Origin of the sequence: Streptomyces sp. NPDC028722 (assembly GCF_040637655.1) — a bacterium.
Lineage (GTDB): Bacteria > Actinomycetota > Actinomycetes > Streptomycetales > Streptomycetaceae > Streptomyces.
In genome coordinates this window covers 1-18,315 of sequence record NZ_JBEZWU010000055.1, presented here as the reverse complement: position 1 = coordinate 18,315, position 18,315 = coordinate 1, and the positions used below count along the sequence as shown (strand labels likewise).

The following is an 18,315-nucleotide window of genomic DNA, read 5'->3' as shown; positions in this document are numbered from 1 at the left end:
CCGGTAGCCGGCCCCGTGCGCAGCCGGACGCCGTCAGCGGTCACCTGGTAGCCGCACGGGCTGAACCGCGGGTCGGCCATAGCGGAGGCCGAGGCCTGCGGCAGGCAGGCGGTGCCCGCGAGGACGGCTGCTGCCGCGATGAGGAGGAGTCGTCGCATCATGCCTGGGCTAACCCTCCTTCAGGCGACCGCCGTTACGGCCGCCGGAGCAGACTCACCCGTGCGGGTCTCACAGGTCGAAGTCGAGCTGTTCGACGTCGGTGCACTCCACCAATAGGTCGGCCGTGCGACGCCCGCCGTCGCGGAAGTACACACCTCCCAGGGCCTCGGCGGTGATGACACGCAGCTGGTCCACACTGGCACCCGTCGGCTGGGCGTCGAGGAGACGGGAGGCATGGCGGGGGCGGGCGAGGGTCAGGTGACGGACGCGGGCGTCGTCGGTGGTGCAGGGCCGCAGCGCTGAACCCGAACCGGGCGCGGGTGTCGATGACGAGACCGGTGGTGGTGGCGGCCTGGCGGCGGGCCTGTTCGCGAATGCGGGGCTGCCAGCGGGCGCGCACGGCGTCGGCCAGGCGCTGGGCGAGGTCGGGGCGGGGCCGGCGGATCTGGTCCTTGACGTTGCGCTCCACGGTGCGCTGGGAGACACCGATCGCGTCGGCGACCACGCGGGTGCCCTTGAGCTGACGGACGAGGTAGCGCATCTGCGCGCCCGCGGATTTCGGGATGGGGCGGGTGAACGCCCGTTGCACGGCGCGGTCCAGGCCATCGGAAACCAGACCCATGGGGGTTTCCTTCAAGATCGGCTGTACGGGGCTGTGAGGGCCGATCACCCGGCCCGGCGGGGGAGATTTTTGCCGTCGGGCGGGGTGATCGGCCGAGAGAGGGGCGCTCAGACCTCGTGATGGAGGTGTTAGTCGATCTGTGCCATGTCCCGGATCCGCCCGAAGTGCAGTTGATGCGCCACGGTGACCGTGCAGGTGGGTCCGTTGCGGTTCTTGCCGAGGATCAGATCGACCTCGCCCGCCCTGGGGCTCGCGGGCTCGTAGGCGTCCTCACGGTGCAGGAGGACGATCGCGCTCGCGTCCTGCTCTAACTGCCCCGAGTCCCGCAGGTCTGAGACCTGCGGCCGCTTGCCCTCACGGTGCTCACTGCCCCGGTTGAGCTGGGCGCAGCAGATGATGACCGCCCCGGTGTCCTCCGCGATGATCTTCAGTTCCCGGCTGACGTCGGAGACCCGCTCGTACGCCGACTGGCGGCCGTTGCGCTGGTCGTGTCCATCAACTGCACGTAGTCGATGATCACCAGCGGGACGCGGCCGGTCTCCCGGTTCAGGGCCTTGATGCGGTGGCGGACCCGGCTGGGCGTAACGCGGGCGGCGTAGTCCATCCACAGCGGGAGTTTCATCAGGTCGGGCAGGACCCGCAGCATGCGCGTCCAGTCGCCGTCCTCGACGGCCGGGCCGCCGTCCATGAGGTGGTGCAGTCCCACCCGCGCGCGGGCGGCCAGCACCCGGTTGAGGACCTCGGACTTGCCCATCTCCATCGAGTGCACGAGCGTCGGCCGGCCGGTGCCCGCGTTGGCGAGCGCGATGCCCAGGGTGAAGGCGCTCTTGCCCATGGCGGGACGGCCGGCGACGACGATGACGTTGCCCGGCCGCATCTTGAGCACGGCGTCCAGATCCATCAGGCCGGTCACCGCGGCCGCTTCGGTCGGGGTCTCCAGGGCCTTGACGTGCTCGTGCAGGTCATCGCCGAGGCGCCCGAAGTGCTCGTCGGCTTCGGCGCCGACAGCCAGGTAGTCGAGATCGGCCTGGTGGGCGCGGATCGCGTCGGGTACGTCGGTCGGGGAGACCAGGCGCGCGGTCTGCTGGGCACGGGCGAGCGCGCCCTGGTAGCGGCGCAGCGCGGCGAAGCCCTGGACGAGTTCGGCGTAGTGCTCGACCTGCCCGGCACCGCAGGCGGCCATCGCCAGCTGCGACAGCCGTGCCGGCCCCCCGGCACGGTCCAGGTCTCCGGTGCTGCGCAGCTCGGCCTCGACCATCGGCACACCGGTCGGCCAGCTCCTGCCATGCAGACGGGTGATCGCCCGCCACACCAGCTCATTGGCCGGGGACAGGGCAGCGCCGTCGCCCAGCACGCGCGCGGCATCGGCTACGGCGTCGTAGGCCGGGGTCGCCATCAGGCAGGCACCCAGTACGTGCGCTTCCGCCTCCGGGCTCTCGGTGGCCAGCTCCTGCACGCTCACCGAGCCACCTCCGTCCCCGCACTCACGCCCGGATGCGCACAGCGGCGCATCGGCCCGTCATCGTCGTCGTCCAGGACCCAGCCCTGCGCGTCGCAGGCAGTGCAGGCGGCAACCAGCGCCAGGCGCGCCGCGCCGTCGACGGCGGCTGGGGCCGTGCGCGGCTTCACCGTGGCGTACAGGCGTAAATCCTCCACCCAGCCCGGCAGGCACTTCGTCCAGGACGCGGCCCCACCGGTGTTCTTCAGGATGTCCGCCTCCAGCAGGACCCGGTGGGCGTCGTCCATCTCGGCCAGTGCCGGCCAGCCCTGCGCACGCATCGCCCACAGCAGCTTCGGCGCGCACCGCCTGGCCGTGGCCGCGCCCGCCTGCCAGCGCTGCATCCGCTGGAGGAACTCACTCGCCCCGCGCAGCTCTGCCGCAGCAAACTCAGGCTCCCGCTCCCCTGGCTGCTGCTCCCTCTGTGACGGCAGCGACCGCGCGGGATCAGTGCGGGGGTTGGGGGAGGAGGAATCCTCCTCCCCCGGGGGGTGTGGGGGGGACGAGGTGCATCGCGGGTCTTCCGCATTCCGGCTTTGACCAGGCGAAACGTGGGTTTCCAGATCGCCGTTTTTCCGCGATTCCGCTCCAGACTGCGGGTTTTCCGCGATTCGGCTTTGACCAGGCGAAGCGCGGGTTTCCGGGAATCCGGAACGCTGGGAATCGCGGGAAACCTGCGTTTCGGCGCTGACCTGCACGGATGCCGCGATGCCGAGATCGACGTACTGGCTGTTGTTCGCCGGGTTCCGGTATACCCGGGTGACCCAGGTGGGGCGCTGCGTGGACTCGTCGAAGACGGAGACGCGGGCGAGGTGGCCGGCGGCAGTCAGCCTCTTCGCGATGGCGTTGTACCGGTCCTTGCCCATCTTCCAGCCGTGGGCCTGGAGGTCGGCCCGGATGGCTTCCATGGTCGAGGGCAGGCGCGGATCACGGAGCAAGAGCTCCGCCAGAACGCCGAGGTGGACGCCGACGATCAGCTCACGGCCGGAGCCCTCGCTCGTGATATCGGCGTGCTGGACACACAGCCATCCGTTGGAACCACGGTGCGGATGCCGGAAATCCGTTGGCTCTGCTCATCATCATCTCGGCGCTCGTGGTCGCCCTCGCTTTCGCGGCGCTCGTGTTCATGACTCGCCAGCTCGGCATCCTGGCGTTCGTGTGCATGGCACCGCTGGTGCTGGCGTCACTGGCACGCGGAGGTGACATGACGGCGGTGAAGCTGTGGGCGCAGCGTCTGCTAGGCCTGATGTTCGCCCCGTTTGCCCTGTTGCTGGTCAGCCCCTTCGTAGAACTGGTGCGGGGGTCGCTGGTGATGGACGCCGTGCTGGTGGTCGCCGCCGACGCCCTGATGCTGCGCATGATCTTCCACGGCATCCCGTACTTCGGGCCCAGGGTGGCCCGTGCCGCCCGCGCGGCGGTGGAGGCCAGGACGGATCACCCGTTGGCGCACAAGGTGGTCCGTGCCGGTGTGCCGGACTTCTACGAGGAGGAAGCCGGCCCGCGGATGCCTCGCACGGTGGCCACCCCGGGCCGGGCCATGAGCCAGGACCGGGGCGCACTGCTCGGCGCATACGGCATCACGCAGCAGCAGCGGCCGGGACGACTCACTACCGCGTCCGCTGTCACCAGGGCGAGGACGGACGAGACCGACCGCGCCGCACGCACAGCACAGATCAGCCAGGCGCGCCGCGAGGCACGGAACGCCGTCCGGCCCCCGGCTCCCGCGCCCAACCGGCCGCGTAACCCGTAGGCCGCCGCCCCATCACCGCGCCTGTCCCCGGCACAGTCTGCCGGGGCCAGGCGCATTCCACCGGACTTCGAGGAGACTCGCTGTGTACTCCCTGACCCCTGGCTATCGCGTGCCCGCTCTCCAGCGCGGACTGAGCCCCGCTGAGACCCTGCTGACAAAGATCAACCTGGGGGCCGGGGGCGCGGTCCTGATGTCCGCGATGCTCAACCCACCGCCCCCGGCCGCGTTCGCCGCGGTGGGCGCGGTTGCGGCACTGCTCAACCTCGCGCCCGGACCGCGCTCCCTGGCCCGGTGGGCGAGCGTCGGTTACCGGCACATGCGCGAGCGCGGCACCCCGGCCTCCATGGTCACCTCCCCGGGTGTCACCTCGACATGGGCGCTGTACCCGGACCACGGCATCATGCAGGACCCCATGAGGCGGGCCGCTTTCCACAACGGGTTCTCCCGGGCGCTCGTCTTCGCGGCCGGCCAGGCACGCACCGCCGGTATCCAGGTCCACGTCACCCACCACGCCACCGTCCGCGACTACACCGATCACACGCAGACGATCTCCGTGCACATCCCCAAGGGGCTGGCCGGACAGCCCGCACGCATCGCCGAAACCCTCGCGGGCGAATTCGCCGCACTGGGTGCCCTGACCCCTGCCACCCCCGACCCGGTGCCCGCTGTGAGCGACCGGGGTCCCGGCTGGGTGGCCCTGGACGATGGCCGGTACGCGGCCACCGCACGGATCACCTCATGGCCCGAGGAGACCGGCGGTGACCTCATGCCCCGGCTCCTGCTCGGCCAGGAGGACGACCGCTCCCTGGCCGTGCTGTACCGGCCCCTTCCAGCGGGGCAGTCCCGGCGGTCGGCGAAATGGCAGAGGGCCGCAGCGGAAGCCTTCACCACCGACAAGGTGAAGGCGGACGGACACGAGATCGCGTCCAGCACCGCACACGGCGCGCTCGTCCAGGGCGCCACCCTCGTGGACATCGATGCCTATCTGACGGTGTGGGGCGACAGCCCGGAGGGCGTCACGGACGCGCGCTGGAATGCCGGCCTTACGGCCGACCGCCACCGCATCCGTCTGGACTGGCTCCCCGGCCAGCAGCACCGCGCCCACGTGATGACCACCCCGCGCGGAGCCTCGACCCGGAAAGGGGCGATCCTGTGATCCGCCTGCCCTCCACCCACGCCGCGATCACGGCGCCGCTGGTCGCCTCGAACACGAGTTTCCCCGGCATCCCGATCGGGCGCTCCCTGCTGGACGGCCGCCCCTTCCACCTCTCACCGGTCCAGGCGCCGGCCGCGATCCTGCCGTCGACCAACAGCCTCGCCCTGGGCGGACTCGGCTCCGGAAAGAGCACGACGGCGAAAGCCCGGATCCATCGTGAGGTCCTCCACCACGACTACCAGGCCGTCGTCATCGACTCCTTCGGGGAGGACAGCACCGGCGGTGAATGGGCGCCACTCGCCCGCAAGCTGGGCGGCAGGGTCATCGAGGCCAGCTCGTTCACGCTGAACCCCGTCAGCAGCATGTTCCCGACTGAGGTCCGTGAACAACTGGTGCGCTCGCTGATCGCCGCCGTTGAGCCTGACGCACTCAGCCACCAGGCCACGCACGCGCTTCAGCACGCGCTCAGCCACCCGAAAGCAACCGGCCTGGCTGGCCTGGTGGACGCTCTGGTCCGGCCCGAGGACGGCAGGTGGCCGGCCGCCAAGCTCACCGAGTGGGGCGAGGGAGCAGCGATTGCCCTGTCCCGCTACACCGAGGGCAGCCTGCGCGGCCTCTTCGACGGCCAGGACGCCAGCCTTCCCGAGACGGACCTGCCCGTCATCACCTTCGACTTCTCCGCCCTGGACCGCAACAGCCCGGCGATCCCCTCGCTGATGGCCGCCATCTCGTGCTGGGCGGAACACGTGTGGCTGCGCCAATCGAGGGCCGTCCACCGTCACATGGTGCTGGAGGAGGCCTGGCAGATCCTGCTCTCCCCGGCCACGGCCGAGCTGATCCAGCGACTGCTGAAGAACAGCCGCAAGGCCGCGCTGAGCCTGGATGTGGTCATGCACACCCTGTCCGACCTCGGGGACGGCCGGGCGCAGGATGTGGCGCGCCTGTGCGAGATCGCCCACGTCGGGCGTCTCGGCCCGGAGGAGGCCGCGCTTGTGGGCTCACTGCTCGGCCTGCCGGATTGGGCGGTGGAGCGGATCCCGGCGCTGGATCCGGGCCAGGCGGTGTGGAAGGTGGGGCCGGGCTACGTCGACGTCGTGGAGACCGTGCTCAGTGAGGACGAAGTCGGACTCACGGACACATCGGCCCGGCGCCGTCAGGCGCAGCAAGCCACCAGGAGGGCTGTTGAGCCGGTTGTTCACGACGAGCGGGAACCCGCTGCGGTTGAGATCGAGACCGACGCCGGCCGAGAGGAATGGGGCAGTCTCGGGGATCTGATGACGCCGACCGAACAGGAACCTGCCCAAGACTCTTCCTGGGATGACCGGGAAATGCCTCCGAACGTCATCGACACCCGGCATCAGGAAGCCATCCAGGCCGCGCAGAAAGGCCGCTGTGACGAGGCCGCACAGCTGGCCGCCATCGGCGAACGGGAAGACATCAGGGCCCACGGAATCACCTCGGACCAGGCCATGTCATGGCTGGAGACCCGCGCTCAGGTGGCTGATCTGTGCGGGAACCGGGACCAGGCGGTGCAGCTGCGCGCTACCGTCGCCCGCATGGGCAAAGACGTCGAATGGTGGCAGCGGCAGCCCGCGAACGCCGACACCGCCGCAGCGGGATGGATCACTGACCCCACACCGGTCCCGCCCGCACCGGTCCCGCCCGCTCCGAGCGAGACACCCTCACGACCGCGGCGGCGTACCTGGCCGTACATCGCGGCCATCGCCGCTCTGGGCATCCTCGTGGCGGCCGTGTGGCAGAACGCCCACGACCAGGAGCAGCGCCATAACCGCGAGGTGAAGGCCGCTACCTACAAGGGCCGATCGGGGGCCGAGCTTCACATCGACGGCGTAGAAACAAACGTAGTCGCACAGTGGAACAGTGATCGCGACCGTGTCGTAGTGCAACTCCGCTCCTACTTCGATCGGAACGCTCGATTCCTTCGCATTGATGCCGCATCAGGTGAGATCGCGCAGAGCAGCCGCGGCGCAGATCGCTACCCCAGAGACCCTGAGATCAGCCTGCCGGTTCAAGACGCCCTCGCCGATGTGACAGTCCGCGTAGCGATCGGTGGCAAGACCTGGAAGGAGGGTATGGCCCCTCACTCCCGGACAGTGCGCCTGTCCCCGACCGGCATCGCGTACGACGCTGAGTCCGGCGAAAAGCTGCCGTCCGACCTCTGACGCACATACCGGCCCAACGGCCCGCATCCGACAGGGATGCGGGCCGTCGCCGTTTCCAGGCGCCGCGCCCTGCGCAGGACGCGGACCTTGATGATCCGCCGCTCGGTGTGGGTCGGGGTGCGGCGGGGGCTCGTGCGCGGGCGGCTGGAGCGGTCGGCCATGCTCGCCTCGCCGAGCAGGCGGTAGCGGTTCGCCCACCGCTTGGCCGTGGTCGGTGAGACCTGGAAGCGCTCGGCGGCCCGGCGCAGGGGCCAGCCGTCCTCGACGACGCAGCGGGCCAGACGCAGACGGCCGGTCTCGGTCAGGGGTGCATTACGGTGGGGCACGAGGGCCTTTCGTCGTTCGGTGCAGATGTCGCAATCCACACCGAACCCTCAAGGCCCTCACCCGTTCAAGCCCTCACTCTTCAGTGATCGCTGTCACCAACCTCCGGGGACAGAACATCTAGCCCTTGGACGCCGCGACTTCCCGCGCCCGGGCGGCGAGGTCTTTCACTGCGCGGGTCTGGGCGTACGGCGCGAGGCTTCTACGCATGCCCACGAAGTGATCGTCGCCCCGGACGGACGACACGTGCTCGTATTCATCCAGGAAGCGGAGCCAGGACTGGCACGCGGCGTCGACATGCCCACACCGTAACTGTCGCTCGGCCAGGACGGCGTACGCGTGTACCCGGCCCTGCCTCTCCTGGGCGGGCTGGACGCGGATGGACTGCTTGAGCGTGCGGATGCTGCCGGCGTGGTCCCCCTCCTCCATCAACACGTGCGAGACGTGGAAGAGGTAGGCCGTCTCGTCGTAGCCTCCGATGGCGTCCTTCCCGCTGTCGGCCTTGGAGAGCGCGCTTTCGGCTTCCCGAAGTCGGGCGTGTGCCTGGCGCCTGTCTCCCACCATCGAGGCCGCATGCGCTTGCTGACCCCGCAGAAATGCGACGAGCCGTGGGCCTGCGGACGGCGCGGCCTCGGCGGCGGAGTCCGCCAATTCGAGAGCCATCCGCCCGTGACCGAGGCTGGACGCTTGCAGGGACATCCCGCGAAGCGTGCGGCAGTACGTCACGTGGTCGTCCGCCTCGCCGGCGAGCTTCAGTGCCTTGGTGTAGTACGTCTGCCCGAGGCCGTGGGCTTTCTCGTACATGGCCATCCAGCCCGTCAGATACGTGAGGTCCGATGCGGCGGCCAGGATGTCCCGCTTGACGGACTCTGACGCCTGCGCCCTAAGCCACGGACCGACGGTGTTGACGAGGAACGCGGCCGCCATCGGTCGCGCGTGCCCGGCTCCGAACTCGTCCAGGATGTCGGCGATCCGCTCGGTCATGGACCGCACGGCCCGGACCTGGGAGACACCGATACGGGTTGTCGCCTTGCTGGCCGAGGCGGGATCGCTCGCGGCCCGCGATGTCTGCTGGAAAGCGGGCACAGCGAGTGCGGCGGAGAAGAGAGTTGTGGTGAGGAGCCTTCGACGGGATGGGTCCATATCAGCCCTTCCTAGGTTGATTAACTCCTCCACAGTGTCGACGGGTGGTGAGCCGTCGACGGACGCGGCGGGTTGAAGGCCGGCTTCTTCGTGCGTGACCGGGCGTCCCAGGCGGGCGGAAAGAGCCTCGAGGATCAGGGGCCTGACCTCGCTTTTCGGAGGCGTGCCAGCGATCCAGTGCGCTACGGCCGTCCGGTCGTACGTGAGTTGGAGCCCAGCTTGCGGTCCTAGCCGATTGACTTGTTGTGCCAGTTGCGTGCGCGTCCATCGTGCCTGGTCAAGCAGATCGGCCAGGGCGGGATTCGGCGTGCGCTTCCTCGTGGCCATGTACTCAACTCCCGACAGCTCATGGCATTCACGGTGTTCACGGTCGCACCTCCCATCAACGGTACCCGCACAGCGTCATTGGGCGGTTACCTCTTGTGAGACTTTCCGAGCGATCAAGCTGTGGAAGCAGGCAAGATGAGCAAAAGCACCACCAAGATCGTGAGCGGGTACCAGTCGGCCGCTCCCGATCGGCTCTTGTTGGCAGCCGCCGGCCGCACCCACGTGTGTCTGAAGGGGCGGCGGGACGGCATCCCCCGTGCCGAGCGACACCCCGGCATCGGGCGCTGGCTCTTGGCGGCCGTGGAGGACCCGCTGTCAGCTGAGGAGGAGTGGGAAGGCGCCGGCCTAACCTACGTGCCTTGCGGAGGCCTGTTCACCGCCATCCGCGTGCCCGGCTTCCTCGTCCATGCGGCTGTCCAAAGCCGCGAGCCCGCGAAGGTGGACGCGTTCTTGGCGGACGCCCTGGCCGGTGGACCGGTCATCGCCTCGCCCGGCCTGAGCCGGTACTACGTGCTCGTCCCCGCAGGTGCCGCCCAGAGGTGGCGACATTCCGGCATGGAATGCTTGCCCAATCGCACCCTCCTCGCGGTGCCCGCGATGACGCTGACCACGTACCGGCCCGGAGTGCACTACTGGTCCGTCCTCCCGGAGACCCCTGGTGGCCTGTGCAGCCTGGGCCGGGTCGATGCGCTCACCAGGTACGGGCAGCGGAGATGGGCGGAGGGTCGTCGGTGATGGCCGTAACGCTGGAACGAACGCTCCTTGACGCGCGGTCCCGTCCGCTGCCCGGGTTGAGGGAGTCCTCACCGATCGCCCGCTACTTCGTGCGCGGCGTGCTGCGCGGCTGGGGGCTGGCCGGCCGGGTCGAGGATGATGCCGCGCTGGTCGTGACCGAGCTGGTGAACAACGCGGTCCGGCACGCCCGGACGCCGAGCCTGCGGGTCACCGTCTGCCGCACGACGGTGTCGACGATCCGTCTGGGCGTCATCGACCTCGTTCCCGCCCGCCTGCCGGTGCTCCGGAAGCCGAGCGAGTGGGACATCAGTGGGCGGGGTCTCGCCATGGTGGACGTCCTGGCCAGGAACTGGGGGTACTCGCGCTCGCCGTGGGCCAAGTGCGTGTGGGCCGAGCTGGAGGTGCCTGATGCCTCCTGAGCAGGATCGGCCGCACTGGCAGTCCGGTGACGTGCCGATGTGGCACAGCCGCACGGCTCAGGCCGTCTACCTCGCCGTCCTGGTGACCGTAATGGCCGCGGTCGCCCTGCAAGTCGCGCTCGGATGATCGCTGTGCTCGTGCCATGGATCACAGGTGACTGCTGGAGATGCGAGCGAACCGACCTCCTGGTGACGTGGGTCGGGCCCGTCCAGTGGGACGGCCAGCACGCCCCGATCTACCTGTGCGAGAGCTGCCTGATCGCAGTGGAACGCCGGGCGCACCTGCACTTCCTGGGGCACCGCCCTGACCTCACGCCGCCTGCCACCGTCGCCCGGCCCCACTACCCCGCTCTCCCGCCTGAGAGGACCCCCATGCAGACCCAGCAGGACCCCCAGATTCAGCTCGTATCCATCAGCCTGAGCGGGTTCGGTATCCGCGCCACCGCCGGTGGCCGTACCGGACTGGACGCCTGGCGGATCATCCGGCGCAGGTACCCGCGCGTCGCGCTCGCCGCCGCCGGATACGTGCTGCTGCTCGCAGGCGGCTTGATCGCGGTCGTGGCGGCCCGCCTCGGGGCCTGATCCCTCCTCGTCACACGTCCCTACCGGGAGGTTGCCTTGACCGCTCGCACACGTGCCAAGCAACGCGCCGGCGTCCCCGTGGACGTACGGGCCGCCGACCGGCGAGACGAGTGGGAGACGTCGTGGTACCGCGAGCGGCTCCGTGACCCGGCCCTGATCGACGCCGGCGTTGTCGTCGCTGTCGGCAGGGTGGGCTACCTGGCGGTGCCGGTCGGCGGGACGCGGCGCGGCGGCTACATCAGCACAGGCGACCGCATGGCCGTCGACTGTCTGCGGGACGCGCTCACCGGCCGGCCCGGGTTCCCGCGGGTCCGGATGCGCTGGTCCAAGTGCCGGAGCGCGTGCCATGTCGTCGCCTGGGGCGAGGACCCCCCGGGCGCGGAGGACGACGACCAGGCCCGGGGCGAGTTCTACGGATACAGCGAGCAGGCGATCCGCGCGTTCGTTGCGGAACTGGCTCGCGGCACGAACTGACCCGCCACGAGCGGGCTTGACTCCGCTCCCGGCTGCCGGCCCTTCCACGGGCCAGGAGTCGCGAGCGGGCACAACCCCGGCCTCGGCCCGCATGGGCTGCGCCGGGTGCAGGCCCCGGACGGCGCCTTGCTCTCCGGGTGGACAACACACCGAAGGATGGAAAACACATGTCGAAGGCACAGGAAGCAGCCCAGAGCACGGAGACCGTGGCCGACGCGACCGACGTCGCCGAGCTGGTCGACACCTCGGCCGTCGTGCGCAGCGAGGACGTCGAGCAGCAGGAGTGCTTCACGTTCTGATCCGGCTCGAAGGGGGCGCCCGGCCGGCAGTGGCCGGGCGCCCGCCTCATCTGCGTCTGGAGATCGCATGATCCACGTCTACACCGGGCCGACACTGAGCCCGGAAGATCCCGCCCTGCTGAGCCTCGCGTTCAGGGTGCTGCCGCCGATCCGGCACGGTGACCTGTTCGACCCGAAGATCAAAGCCGGTGACACGGTCGTCATCATCGACGGCGTCTACCACCAGGCGCCGGCCCTCCGACACAAAGAGATCATCTGGGCGCTCGGTCGGGGCATCCGCGTCATCGGCGCGGCTAGCATCGGGGCACTGCGGGCCGCCGAGCTGCACGAGTGCGGCATGATCGGCGTCGGCTCCGTGTGGCACGCCTACGCGGGCGGCCTTCTCGACGGCGACGACGAGGTGGCCGTCGCACAGTCCACCGAGGGCGACTTGCGGGCCTGCACGTGGCCGATGGTCAGGGTGCGGCAGGTCGTCGGCATTGCCCTGACCCGGGGTGTGATCGAAGCCGACCAGGCTGACCGGGTCATCCTGGCCCTGGCCGGCGTCTTCTACGCGCACCGGTCGCTGGACGCTGTGCAGCGGGTCAGCCGGGGGGAGAGCGCGGCCCTGGCCGAGTGGCTGACCGAAGCGCTGATCCTCGACCCGCACTTCGGTGACGTGAAGCGGGCTGATGCCCTGGAAGCTCTGGCGCTTGCCCGCAAGCTGAGCAGAACCCCGGTCGAGCCCGTGAAGGGCCTGTTCTGGTTCACGCGCTGCTTCCGCCAGTGGGCGAACGCCTTCGCCGCGCAGGACACGGAGCAGGGCCGGTTGCCGACCGTGCAGCGGGTCCACTTCCAGCAGATCTTCGACCCGGAGTTCAAGTCCGTCTGGTGGGAGTACCTGGCCAGCTTCGGCGTGTCCGAGCTGCCGCGGACGCTGGCCTGCGCGGTGCTTCACCCGCGCACCGACCTGACCGACGAGGCTACGGCGGCCCGGCTTCTGGTCCGCGAGACCGAGGCCGACCGTGCGGACGTCGCGCGCTACGCCGCTGTCACCGAGGCGGCCGTTGAGGCGGACTGGCAGTTCTTCCCTGAGGCGATCAAGGAGTCGGTGGTGCGCGACATGCTCGCCGCGGTGTGGAAGACCGGCCCGGACGGGCTGGAGCAGGAGGCCTGGCTGCGCGGTCTGCACGGAGTGCGTGAAGCGGTCGAAGCCGCCCGCCCGTTCACGCTCGGCTTCCTCCAGGACCAGGGGGCGCTCCGATGACCGGTATCGCCCTGCCCGGCACCGTGCGTACCCGCCGGCCCGAAGACACCTGGGACGCGCTGACGGGGGAGGTCGGACAGCTGGGCATCACGCGGGTCGCCCGCCTGACCGACCTGGACTATCTCGGCATCCCCGTGTGGACGGCCGTGCGCCCCTCCGCTCGCACGCTGGTGACCTCCCAGGGCAAGGGAGCCACCGACACCCTCGCCAAGATCTCGGCCGTCCTGGAGTCCGCCGAGCTCTGGCACGCGGAACAGCCGATCCCGCAAGCCGAGAGGGCCACGCACAGCCGGCTGCGCCCGCCGTACCCGATGGGCGCACTGCCGGTGAAGGTGGATCACCCCGGCGTGGCCGACATCGAGTTGAGCTGGACGACCGGCCTCGCCCTGGTCAGCGATGACGACGTCATGGTCCCGGCCGACCTTATTCACCGCGCCCCGCACCAACGCGTGCCGAGGCCGGAGGTGTTCGTCGTCACCAGCAACGGGCTGGCGTGCGGCAACGGGCGCGGTGAAGCGATGCTTCATGGCCTGCTGGAGACGGTGGAGCGCGACGTGCTGCACCGCGACCACGCCACCGGCGGGAAGTGGCGCACGCTGGTGGACCCGGCCTCGATCACCGACTCCTACTGCGCGGATCTGGTCTCCAAGTTCGTCGATGCCGGGATGTGGTTGGAGATCACCCACGTCGCGAATCCGTACCGCAGCCCGGTGTTCGCCGCCTACATCTGGGCCGAGGACTACCCCGTAGTCTTCGCCGGCTCCGGCTGCCACACCCTGCCGCAGGTCGCCCTGTCCAGGGCGCTCACCGAGGCCGCGCAGTCCCGGCTGACCTGCATCGCCGGCACAAGGGACGACCTGGAGTCGAACGAGCCCGCATTCTCCGTACAGCCGGGCAAGCCGGATCTGGCGGACCTGCCCACGGTCGACTGGGGGCAGTGCGTCGGTCTGCACCCCGAACCGGACCCGGACGTGGACCGGCAGCTCCGCCTGGCCGCCGCCACGGTCTACGCGGTCACCGGCTACGAGCCGATCGCCGTCACCCTGCACGACTCGCAGGCGTACGCGGCGGTGAAGATCGTCAGCCCCGGCACGGAGATGCGGATCACCCGCTCCATCCCTCGCACCAGGCAGCGCCATGGGTAGCCCCGGCCTGACCGAGCGGGAGCGGCAGACCGCCCGCGTGTACGACGCGATGCATGCCGCCCGAGCGCACAGCACGATCGCCGACGACCTGTACGCGCAGGCCATGGGCGACCTCTACCCCTACGAGCTGGACGCGTCCAGTTCCTGCGACTGGCCACTGCTGGGGACGATGGTCGCCAACCTGCGGATGGAGCCCGGCCACCAACTGGTGGACCTCGCCTGCGGGACGGGCGGCGCCGGCCTGTGGCTGGCCCGGGCCCTGGCCGTGTACGTCACCGGTATCGACGTCTCGGCCACGGCGGTGCAGCTGGCCACCGGCCGCGTCCCGGAGTTCTGGGTGCCGGCCGAGCGCGCGCGGTTCGCGGTCGGCTCCCTGGCCAGGACCGGACTGCCCGACCGGTACGCGAACGGGCTGATCTGCGTAGACGGCCTGGGCTTCGAGCACGACCGCAGGAAGTCGCTGGAGGAGATCCGGCGCGTCCTGAAGCCCGGCGCCCGGGCAGTCCTCACTTCCAGCCGCCCCCGCCTCAGCTCGACTCTGCCCCCCTGGGAACAGCAGGCCGAAAACGTCGGTCTGGTCCTCGAAGCGGAGCAGGAACGCCCGCACGAACCACCGATGTGGCAACGGCTCTACACGCTGTGGGCAGAGCATGAGGCGGAGCTGCGCGCGCAGCTCGGCGACGCCCAAGCGGAAAGCATGCTCACCGAGGCGCGCACGCGGGGGCCCCAGCTTCGCGAGCGCCAGGCGCTCGTCGTCACGTTGAGGCGCCCCGAGGAGTGACCGGCGCTCACCGCACGCCCCTTGGTGGCCGCCCGGTTCATGTAACCCCCTGACGCCCGCCCTGGCCGGGTACCTCCCGGACACCGGACAGGCCGGCCGCCGGAGTGCTCCCGTGCACCCGGACCGGCCGGGGCGGCTCCACACCCGCTGATTCCTGGAGGATCACGTGACCGCTCGCCCGATCATCAACTTGTACGAGAGGGAACCCGGCGGCACCCAGCGGGAATGCGCGCTGTTCCGTGAGGCCGCTAGGTTCCTCATGTCCACCGGCGTGCGCGTCACCCAGCTCGACGCGAGAACGGCCGAACCGGACGAGATCGCCTGCGCCGTCGTCGCGGCGATCCACGAACGACGGATGAGGGACCGCTGATGACCACCCTGGACGTGCTGACGTTCAACCTGAACAATCCGGGCCGCGTACGTGCGGAGCGGCAGCTCGCCTACCTCGCCCAGCGGCCCGAGCCGGTCCTCGTCCTCACCGAGACTGCTGACTCCGCCGGCTGTGATCTCCTCGTCCGCCGGTTCGAGGCGGCCGGGTACCACGTGACGTTCCCTCTGCCCGGCCGTGGCGAGCGAGGCGTCATGGTGGTCTCCCGCCTGGCGACCCGCCCCGGGCCGGCGAGCACGGACTACCTGCCGCACCGCTGCGTGTCCGTCACGGTCGACACCGACGAAGTGGCGCTCGACGTCATCGGGCTCTACGTGCCGTCACGGAACGCCACGGAGGTCAAGCTGAGGAGGAAGCGGACGTTCCTCGAGGAGTGCGAGCGCAGCATCCCCACGGGCACCGAGGGACTGCGCGTGGTCATCGGGGATTTCAACATCCTGGAGCCGACCCACGTCCCCCGCTACCGGTTCTTCCAGCCCTTCGAGTACCAGTTCTACACGTGGCTGTACGCGGGCGGGTACTTCGACGCCTTCCGCAGCCTGCACCCAGACGCGCTGGAGTACTCATGGGTGGGGCGGACCGGCGACGGCTACCGCTACGACCACGCTCACGTTTCCGCCGGCCTGGCGACCGCGATGCGGGGCTGCTCGTACCTGCATGAGGTCCGCGCCGGTGTGAACCGGCTGACCGACCACTCGGCGCTGACGATGTCCCTGGCGTTGCGCCCGGTCCAGCCGCTGCGTGTCCGAGACCCTGTCGTCGACACCGTCACGTTGCCGGCCCTGTTCTGAACCCACCACGAGACACGAGGAGAACCTGATGACCGACCGGACATGGGACCGGGTGCAGCGGCTGCGCGGCTGGCTGGACGAGGAGGCGCCCCCGGCCGCTGCCGGTGACGTGCGCCTGCTGCGCATCCTGCAAGATCTAGGAGGAGATGGGTGAGGTCGCGGAGGCGTATCACGGGGTGACCGACGCCAATCCGAGGAAGGGCGTCTCGCATTCCTGGGACGACGTGAACAAGGAGCTCGCCGATGTCATCGTGACCGCGATGGTCGCGCTGGCGACGACAACCGACGATCCGGGAACGCTGTTCGCGGACCACCTCGACCATCTCGTTCAGCGTGCGCTGCCCGAAGGTCGAGCGTCACCACCCGGGTCAGTCGTTGTACCTGGGCATCCCGAGATGGAACGGAGATCACTGCATGTCTCGTCATGTTGCCGTCTACGGAGCCGGTTCCTGGGGGACCGCGTTCTCCCTGGTACTCGCCGACGCCGGTTGCGAGGTCACGCTGTGGGGGCGCCGGGTGGAGCTGGTGGACGCGATCAATGACACCCGCAGCAACCCGGACTACCTGCCGCAGGTCAAGCTGCCGGACAACGTCCGGGCGACGACCGACCCGGCCGTGGCCGCGCACGGCGCTGACATCGCGGTTCTCGCTGTCTCCGCCCAGAGCGTCCGTCCGCTGCTGGAAGGGTGGGCCGGGCAGTGGCAGCCCCGCACGGTGTTCGTGTCGCTGATGAAGGGTGTAGAGCTGGGCACCGGCGCGCTGATGAGCGAGGTCATCGCGGAGACGACGGGTGCGCGGCCCGACCGGATCGCCGTGCTCTCCGGCCCCAACCTGGCTGCCGAGATCGTCGATCGCCAGCCGGCCGCCAGCGTCGTGGCCTGCGCCGATGAGGGCACGGCCGTGCTCGTTCAGAAGGCCTGTCACACCTCGTACTTCCGGCCGTACACGAACACCGATGTCCTCGGCTGCGAGCTGGGCGGTGCCATCAAGAACGTCATCGCTCTGGCCGTCGGCGTGACCGACGGTATGGGGCTCGGTGACAACGCCAAGGCAGCTTTGATCACCCGCGGGCTCGCTGAGGCAACGCGGCTCGGTGCCGCGATGGGCGCAAGTCCGCTTACTCTGGCGGGCCTGGCCGGCATGGGCGACCTTGTTGCCACCTGCGCGTCGAAGCTTTCGCGCAACCACAGCTTCGGCTACCGGCTCGGACTGGGCCTGACCGTGGCACAAACGCAGGAGCTGACCAAGCAGACCGCGGAGGGCGTTGCGTCCTGTCAAGCTGTCCAGGGCCTCGCCGAGCGTCACGGCGTCGAGATGCCCATCATGCAGACCGTCGTCGACATCATCCACGGCGGCCAGGACCCACAGCGTGCCGTGCACGCCCTCATGTCTCGCGCTCCCAAGCCCGAAACTCCGTTCCGGCCGGGCACCGCAGACGACTGAGATGCCCTGCTGCCCGGCCAGCGCACGGTCCAGGCAGCAGTCCGGACCCCCGCGTAAGCGTCGGAAGCGGAGGCCGGGCCCTTGCAGCCGGCCGGCTGAGCGCGAGCTCGTCGTGGTCCAAGGCCCGGGCGTGCGGCCGTTGTGCGCCGGGTGCGGGGCGGGGGCCGGGGCCAGGCGGCGGGTGCGGGCCCGAGCGCAGGGCCACGCCTCAGGCGCGCAGCCGCCAGGACGGGTGCCGCTCATCGGCGGCAGAGCCGGCCGGCTATCCCGGTTCCGCAGCCGGGCCTCGGCTGCCGCCGGTTCCTGGAGCCCGCGCAGGACCCGGCGTGTGGTCCGGCGGCTTTCTCCGCTGGACGTCGCCGCCGCACTGACGGCGTCAGGGCGCGGAGGTCCCGGCCGACGCGCATCCAATGCGGCGCCCCGATCCCCGGCCGCGGCGCCCATCTCGCCCCTCCCTTCCCTGATGGCGAGCCCTGAGAAGGGCCACCTCACACTCGTGCGTGGGCCAGACCTGCTCACATTGATTCCCTACCCGGAGGCCATCGGATCGCTGCCCGCACGGGTGGGAGGAGGCGGAACTGCGTCGGCCGACACACGCGGTCGGTGCCGGGGTGCTACGGCCGGGGGGCCACGGCTCCGCTTCGGCGGACGCGGGTGGTGGTTCGCTTGTAGAGGCGGGTTCCGAGCGTGCGCCACAGGAGGCGGGCGGGGGCGGGCATGTGCGAGAGGAACAATTGCCGTTCCTGTGCGGTCGTGTCCTCCAGGATCGCGCCGAGGAAGATCAGGAGTTTGGCCTTGGGGACGCTGCGGCGTCCGCGCTCGCCGACCTCGGACCACTCCTGAGCGGTGA

Annotated in this window: 20 protein-coding genes and 3 pseudogenes; 16 read left to right on the top strand and 7 right to left on the bottom strand. The window is 70.1% G+C overall.

Annotation, left to right across the window (positions count from 1 at the left end; translation table 11 throughout):
* Window positions 1-228: 228 nt before the first annotated feature.
* The 4 genes and pseudogenes from AB0F03_RS36620 to AB0F03_RS36605 all read right to left on the bottom strand — a co-directional run bounded on the left by AB0F03_RS36620 (window position 229) and on the right by AB0F03_RS36605 (window position 3,187).
* A pseudogene (locus AB0F03_RS36620) lies at window positions 229-781 on the bottom strand (XRE family transcriptional regulator).
* Window positions 782-909: 128 nt separating this feature from the next.
* Entirely contained in the window at window positions 910-1,203 is a 294-nt protein-coding gene (locus tag AB0F03_RS36615) for a DnaB-like helicase C-terminal domain-containing protein (protein ID WP_362000515.1), read from the bottom strand.
* 5 nt (window positions 1,204-1,208) lie between these two features.
* Window positions 1,209-2,243: a DnaB-like helicase C-terminal domain-containing protein gene (locus AB0F03_RS36610; RefSeq protein ID WP_362000510.1), complete on the bottom strand. Its 1,035-nt coding sequence runs from the start codon at window positions 2,241-2,243 to the stop codon at window positions 1,209-1,211.
* Window positions 2,240-3,187, bottom strand: a complete 948-nt coding sequence (locus tag AB0F03_RS36605; RefSeq protein ID WP_362000508.1) for a hypothetical protein — start codon at window positions 3,185-3,187, stop codon at window positions 2,240-2,242. The genes AB0F03_RS36610 and AB0F03_RS36605 overlap by 4 nt, the downstream gene beginning before the upstream one ends.
* Window positions 3,188-3,342: 155 nt before the next feature.
* Here AB0F03_RS36605 and AB0F03_RS36600 point away from each other — a divergent pair, with 155 nt between their 5' ends.
* From AB0F03_RS36600 to AB0F03_RS36590, 3 genes are all read left to right on the top strand, one after another.
* On the top strand, window positions 3,343-4,029 hold the full coding sequence (locus AB0F03_RS36600; protein ID WP_362000506.1) for a hypothetical protein: 687 nt from the start codon (window positions 3,343-3,345) through the stop codon (window positions 4,027-4,029).
* 82 nt (window positions 4,030-4,111) lie between these two features.
* Window positions 4,112-5,185 carry a hypothetical protein gene (locus AB0F03_RS36595; protein ID WP_362000503.1) on the top strand — a complete coding sequence of 358 codons (1,074 nt, stop codon included), beginning with the start codon at window positions 4,112-4,114 and terminating at the stop codon, window positions 5,183-5,185.
* Window positions 5,182-7,368 carry a hypothetical protein gene (locus AB0F03_RS36590; RefSeq protein ID WP_362000500.1) on the top strand — a complete coding sequence of 729 codons (2,187 nt, stop codon included), beginning with the start codon at window positions 5,182-5,184 and terminating at the stop codon, window positions 7,366-7,368. The genes AB0F03_RS36595 and AB0F03_RS36590 overlap by 4 nt, the downstream gene beginning before the upstream one ends.
* A 68-nt stretch (window positions 7,369-7,436) precedes the next feature.
* Here the strand turns inward: AB0F03_RS36590 and AB0F03_RS36585 are convergent.
* Window positions 7,437-7,694: pseudogene (locus AB0F03_RS36585) on the bottom strand (leucine zipper domain-containing protein); the annotation flags it as partial.
* Window positions 7,695-7,812: 118 nt separating this feature from the next.
* Window positions 7,813-9,162, bottom strand: coding sequence for a hypothetical protein (locus tag AB0F03_RS36580; RefSeq protein ID WP_362000497.1), 1,350 nt, complete (start codon window positions 9,160-9,162; stop codon window positions 7,813-7,815).
* Between the two features lie 120 nt (window positions 9,163-9,282).
* Between AB0F03_RS36580 and AB0F03_RS36575 the strand changes: the two genes are divergently transcribed.
* From AB0F03_RS36575 to AB0F03_RS36515, 13 genes are all read left to right on the top strand, one after another.
* Window positions 9,283-9,897, top strand: coding sequence for a hypothetical protein (locus AB0F03_RS36575; protein ID WP_362000495.1), 615 nt, complete (start codon window positions 9,283-9,285; stop codon window positions 9,895-9,897).
* Window positions 9,898-9,953: 56 nt separating this feature from the next.
* A complete protein-coding gene (locus tag AB0F03_RS36570; RefSeq protein WP_362000493.1) occupies window positions 9,954-10,316 on the top strand; it encodes an ATP-binding protein in 363 nt (120 codons plus the stop codon).
* Window positions 10,306-10,443, top strand: a complete 138-nt coding sequence (locus tag AB0F03_RS36565) for a hypothetical protein (RefSeq protein ID WP_362000490.1) — start codon at window positions 10,306-10,308, stop codon at window positions 10,441-10,443. The genes AB0F03_RS36570 and AB0F03_RS36565 overlap by 11 nt, the downstream gene beginning before the upstream one ends.
* Before the next feature lie 62 nt (window positions 10,444-10,505).
* The gene (locus AB0F03_RS36560) at window positions 10,506-10,898 is read left to right on the top strand and encodes a hypothetical protein (protein WP_362000488.1); all 393 of its coding nucleotides are present in this window, start codon (window positions 10,506-10,508) and stop codon (window positions 10,896-10,898) included.
* Window positions 10,899-10,934: 36 nt separating this feature from the next.
* Window positions 10,935-11,372, top strand: a complete 438-nt coding sequence (locus AB0F03_RS36555) for a DUF6302 family protein (protein WP_362000485.1) — start codon at window positions 10,935-10,937, stop codon at window positions 11,370-11,372.
* 167 nt (window positions 11,373-11,539) lie between these two features.
* Entirely contained in the window at window positions 11,540-11,671 is a 132-nt protein-coding gene (locus tag AB0F03_RS36550) for a hypothetical protein (RefSeq protein WP_362000483.1), read from the top strand.
* 67 nt (window positions 11,672-11,738) lie between these two features.
* The gene (locus AB0F03_RS36545; protein WP_362000481.1) at window positions 11,739-12,917 is read left to right on the top strand and encodes a TfuA domain-containing protein; all 1,179 of its coding nucleotides are present in this window, start codon (window positions 11,739-11,741) and stop codon (window positions 12,915-12,917) included.
* Window positions 12,914-14,062: a YcaO-like family protein gene (locus AB0F03_RS36540; RefSeq protein WP_362000478.1), complete on the top strand. Its 1,149-nt coding sequence runs from the start codon at window positions 12,914-12,916 to the stop codon at window positions 14,060-14,062. Before AB0F03_RS36545 ends, AB0F03_RS36540 begins: the two co-directional genes overlap by 4 nt.
* Entirely contained in the window at window positions 14,055-14,843 is a 789-nt protein-coding gene (locus AB0F03_RS36535; RefSeq protein ID WP_362000477.1) for a class I SAM-dependent methyltransferase, read from the top strand. The genes AB0F03_RS36540 and AB0F03_RS36535 overlap by 8 nt, the downstream gene beginning before the upstream one ends.
* Before the next feature lie 166 nt (window positions 14,844-15,009).
* Window positions 15,010-15,213, top strand: a complete 204-nt coding sequence (locus AB0F03_RS36530; protein WP_362000474.1) for a hypothetical protein — start codon at window positions 15,010-15,012, stop codon at window positions 15,211-15,213.
* Complete coding sequence (locus AB0F03_RS36525) at window positions 15,213-16,022, top strand: endonuclease/exonuclease/phosphatase (RefSeq protein ID WP_362000471.1); 810 nt, start codon at window positions 15,213-15,215, stop codon at window positions 16,020-16,022. The genes AB0F03_RS36530 and AB0F03_RS36525 overlap by 1 nt, the downstream gene beginning before the upstream one ends.
* Before the next feature lie 28 nt (window positions 16,023-16,050).
* Window positions 16,051-16,176, top strand: coding sequence for a hypothetical protein (locus AB0F03_RS36520; protein ID WP_362000468.1), 126 nt, complete (start codon window positions 16,051-16,053; stop codon window positions 16,174-16,176).
* Window positions 16,177-16,436: 260 nt separating this feature from the next.
* The gene (locus AB0F03_RS36515) at window positions 16,437-17,465 is read left to right on the top strand and encodes an NAD(P)H-dependent glycerol-3-phosphate dehydrogenase (RefSeq protein WP_362000513.1); all 1,029 of its coding nucleotides are present in this window, start codon (window positions 16,437-16,439) and stop codon (window positions 17,463-17,465) included.
* Window positions 17,466-18,079: 614 nt separating this feature from the next.
* Here AB0F03_RS36515 and AB0F03_RS36510 read toward each other — a convergent pair.
* A pseudogene (locus AB0F03_RS36510) lies at window positions 18,080-18,315 on the bottom strand (hemerythrin domain-containing protein); the annotation flags it as partial.

Excerpts from the sequence above, each read along its gene's own strand:
- AB0F03_RS36605 (WP_362000508.1), bottom strand. The coding sequence starts at position 3,187 with ATGGAAGCCATCCGGGCCGACCTCCAGGCCCACGGCTGGAAGATGGGC.
- AB0F03_RS36580 (WP_362000497.1), bottom strand. The coding sequence starts at position 9,162 with ATGGCCACGAGGAAGCGCACGCCGAATCCCGCCCTGGCCGATCTGCTT.
- AB0F03_RS36565 (WP_362000490.1), top strand. The coding sequence starts at position 10,306 with ATGCCTCCTGAGCAGGATCGGCCGCACTGGCAGTCCGGTGACGTGCCG.
- AB0F03_RS36550 (WP_362000483.1), top strand. The coding sequence starts at position 11,540 with ATGTCGAAGGCACAGGAAGCAGCCCAGAGCACGGAGACCGTGGCCGAC.
- AB0F03_RS36545 (WP_362000481.1), top strand. The coding sequence starts at position 11,739 with ATGATCCACGTCTACACCGGGCCGACACTGAGCCCGGAAGATCCCGCC.
- AB0F03_RS36540 (WP_362000478.1), top strand. The coding sequence starts at position 12,914 with ATGACCGGTATCGCCCTGCCCGGCACCGTGCGTACCCGCCGGCCCGAA.
- AB0F03_RS36535 (WP_362000477.1), top strand. The coding sequence starts at position 14,055 with ATGGGTAGCCCCGGCCTGACCGAGCGGGAGCGGCAGACCGCCCGCGTG.
- AB0F03_RS36525 (WP_362000471.1), top strand. The coding sequence starts at position 15,213 with ATGACCACCCTGGACGTGCTGACGTTCAACCTGAACAATCCGGGCCGC.
- AB0F03_RS36520 (WP_362000468.1), top strand. The coding sequence starts at position 16,051 with ATGACCGACCGGACATGGGACCGGGTGCAGCGGCTGCGCGGCTGGCTG.
- AB0F03_RS36515 (WP_362000513.1), top strand. The coding sequence starts at position 16,437 with ATGTCTCGTCATGTTGCCGTCTACGGAGCCGGTTCCTGGGGGACCGCG.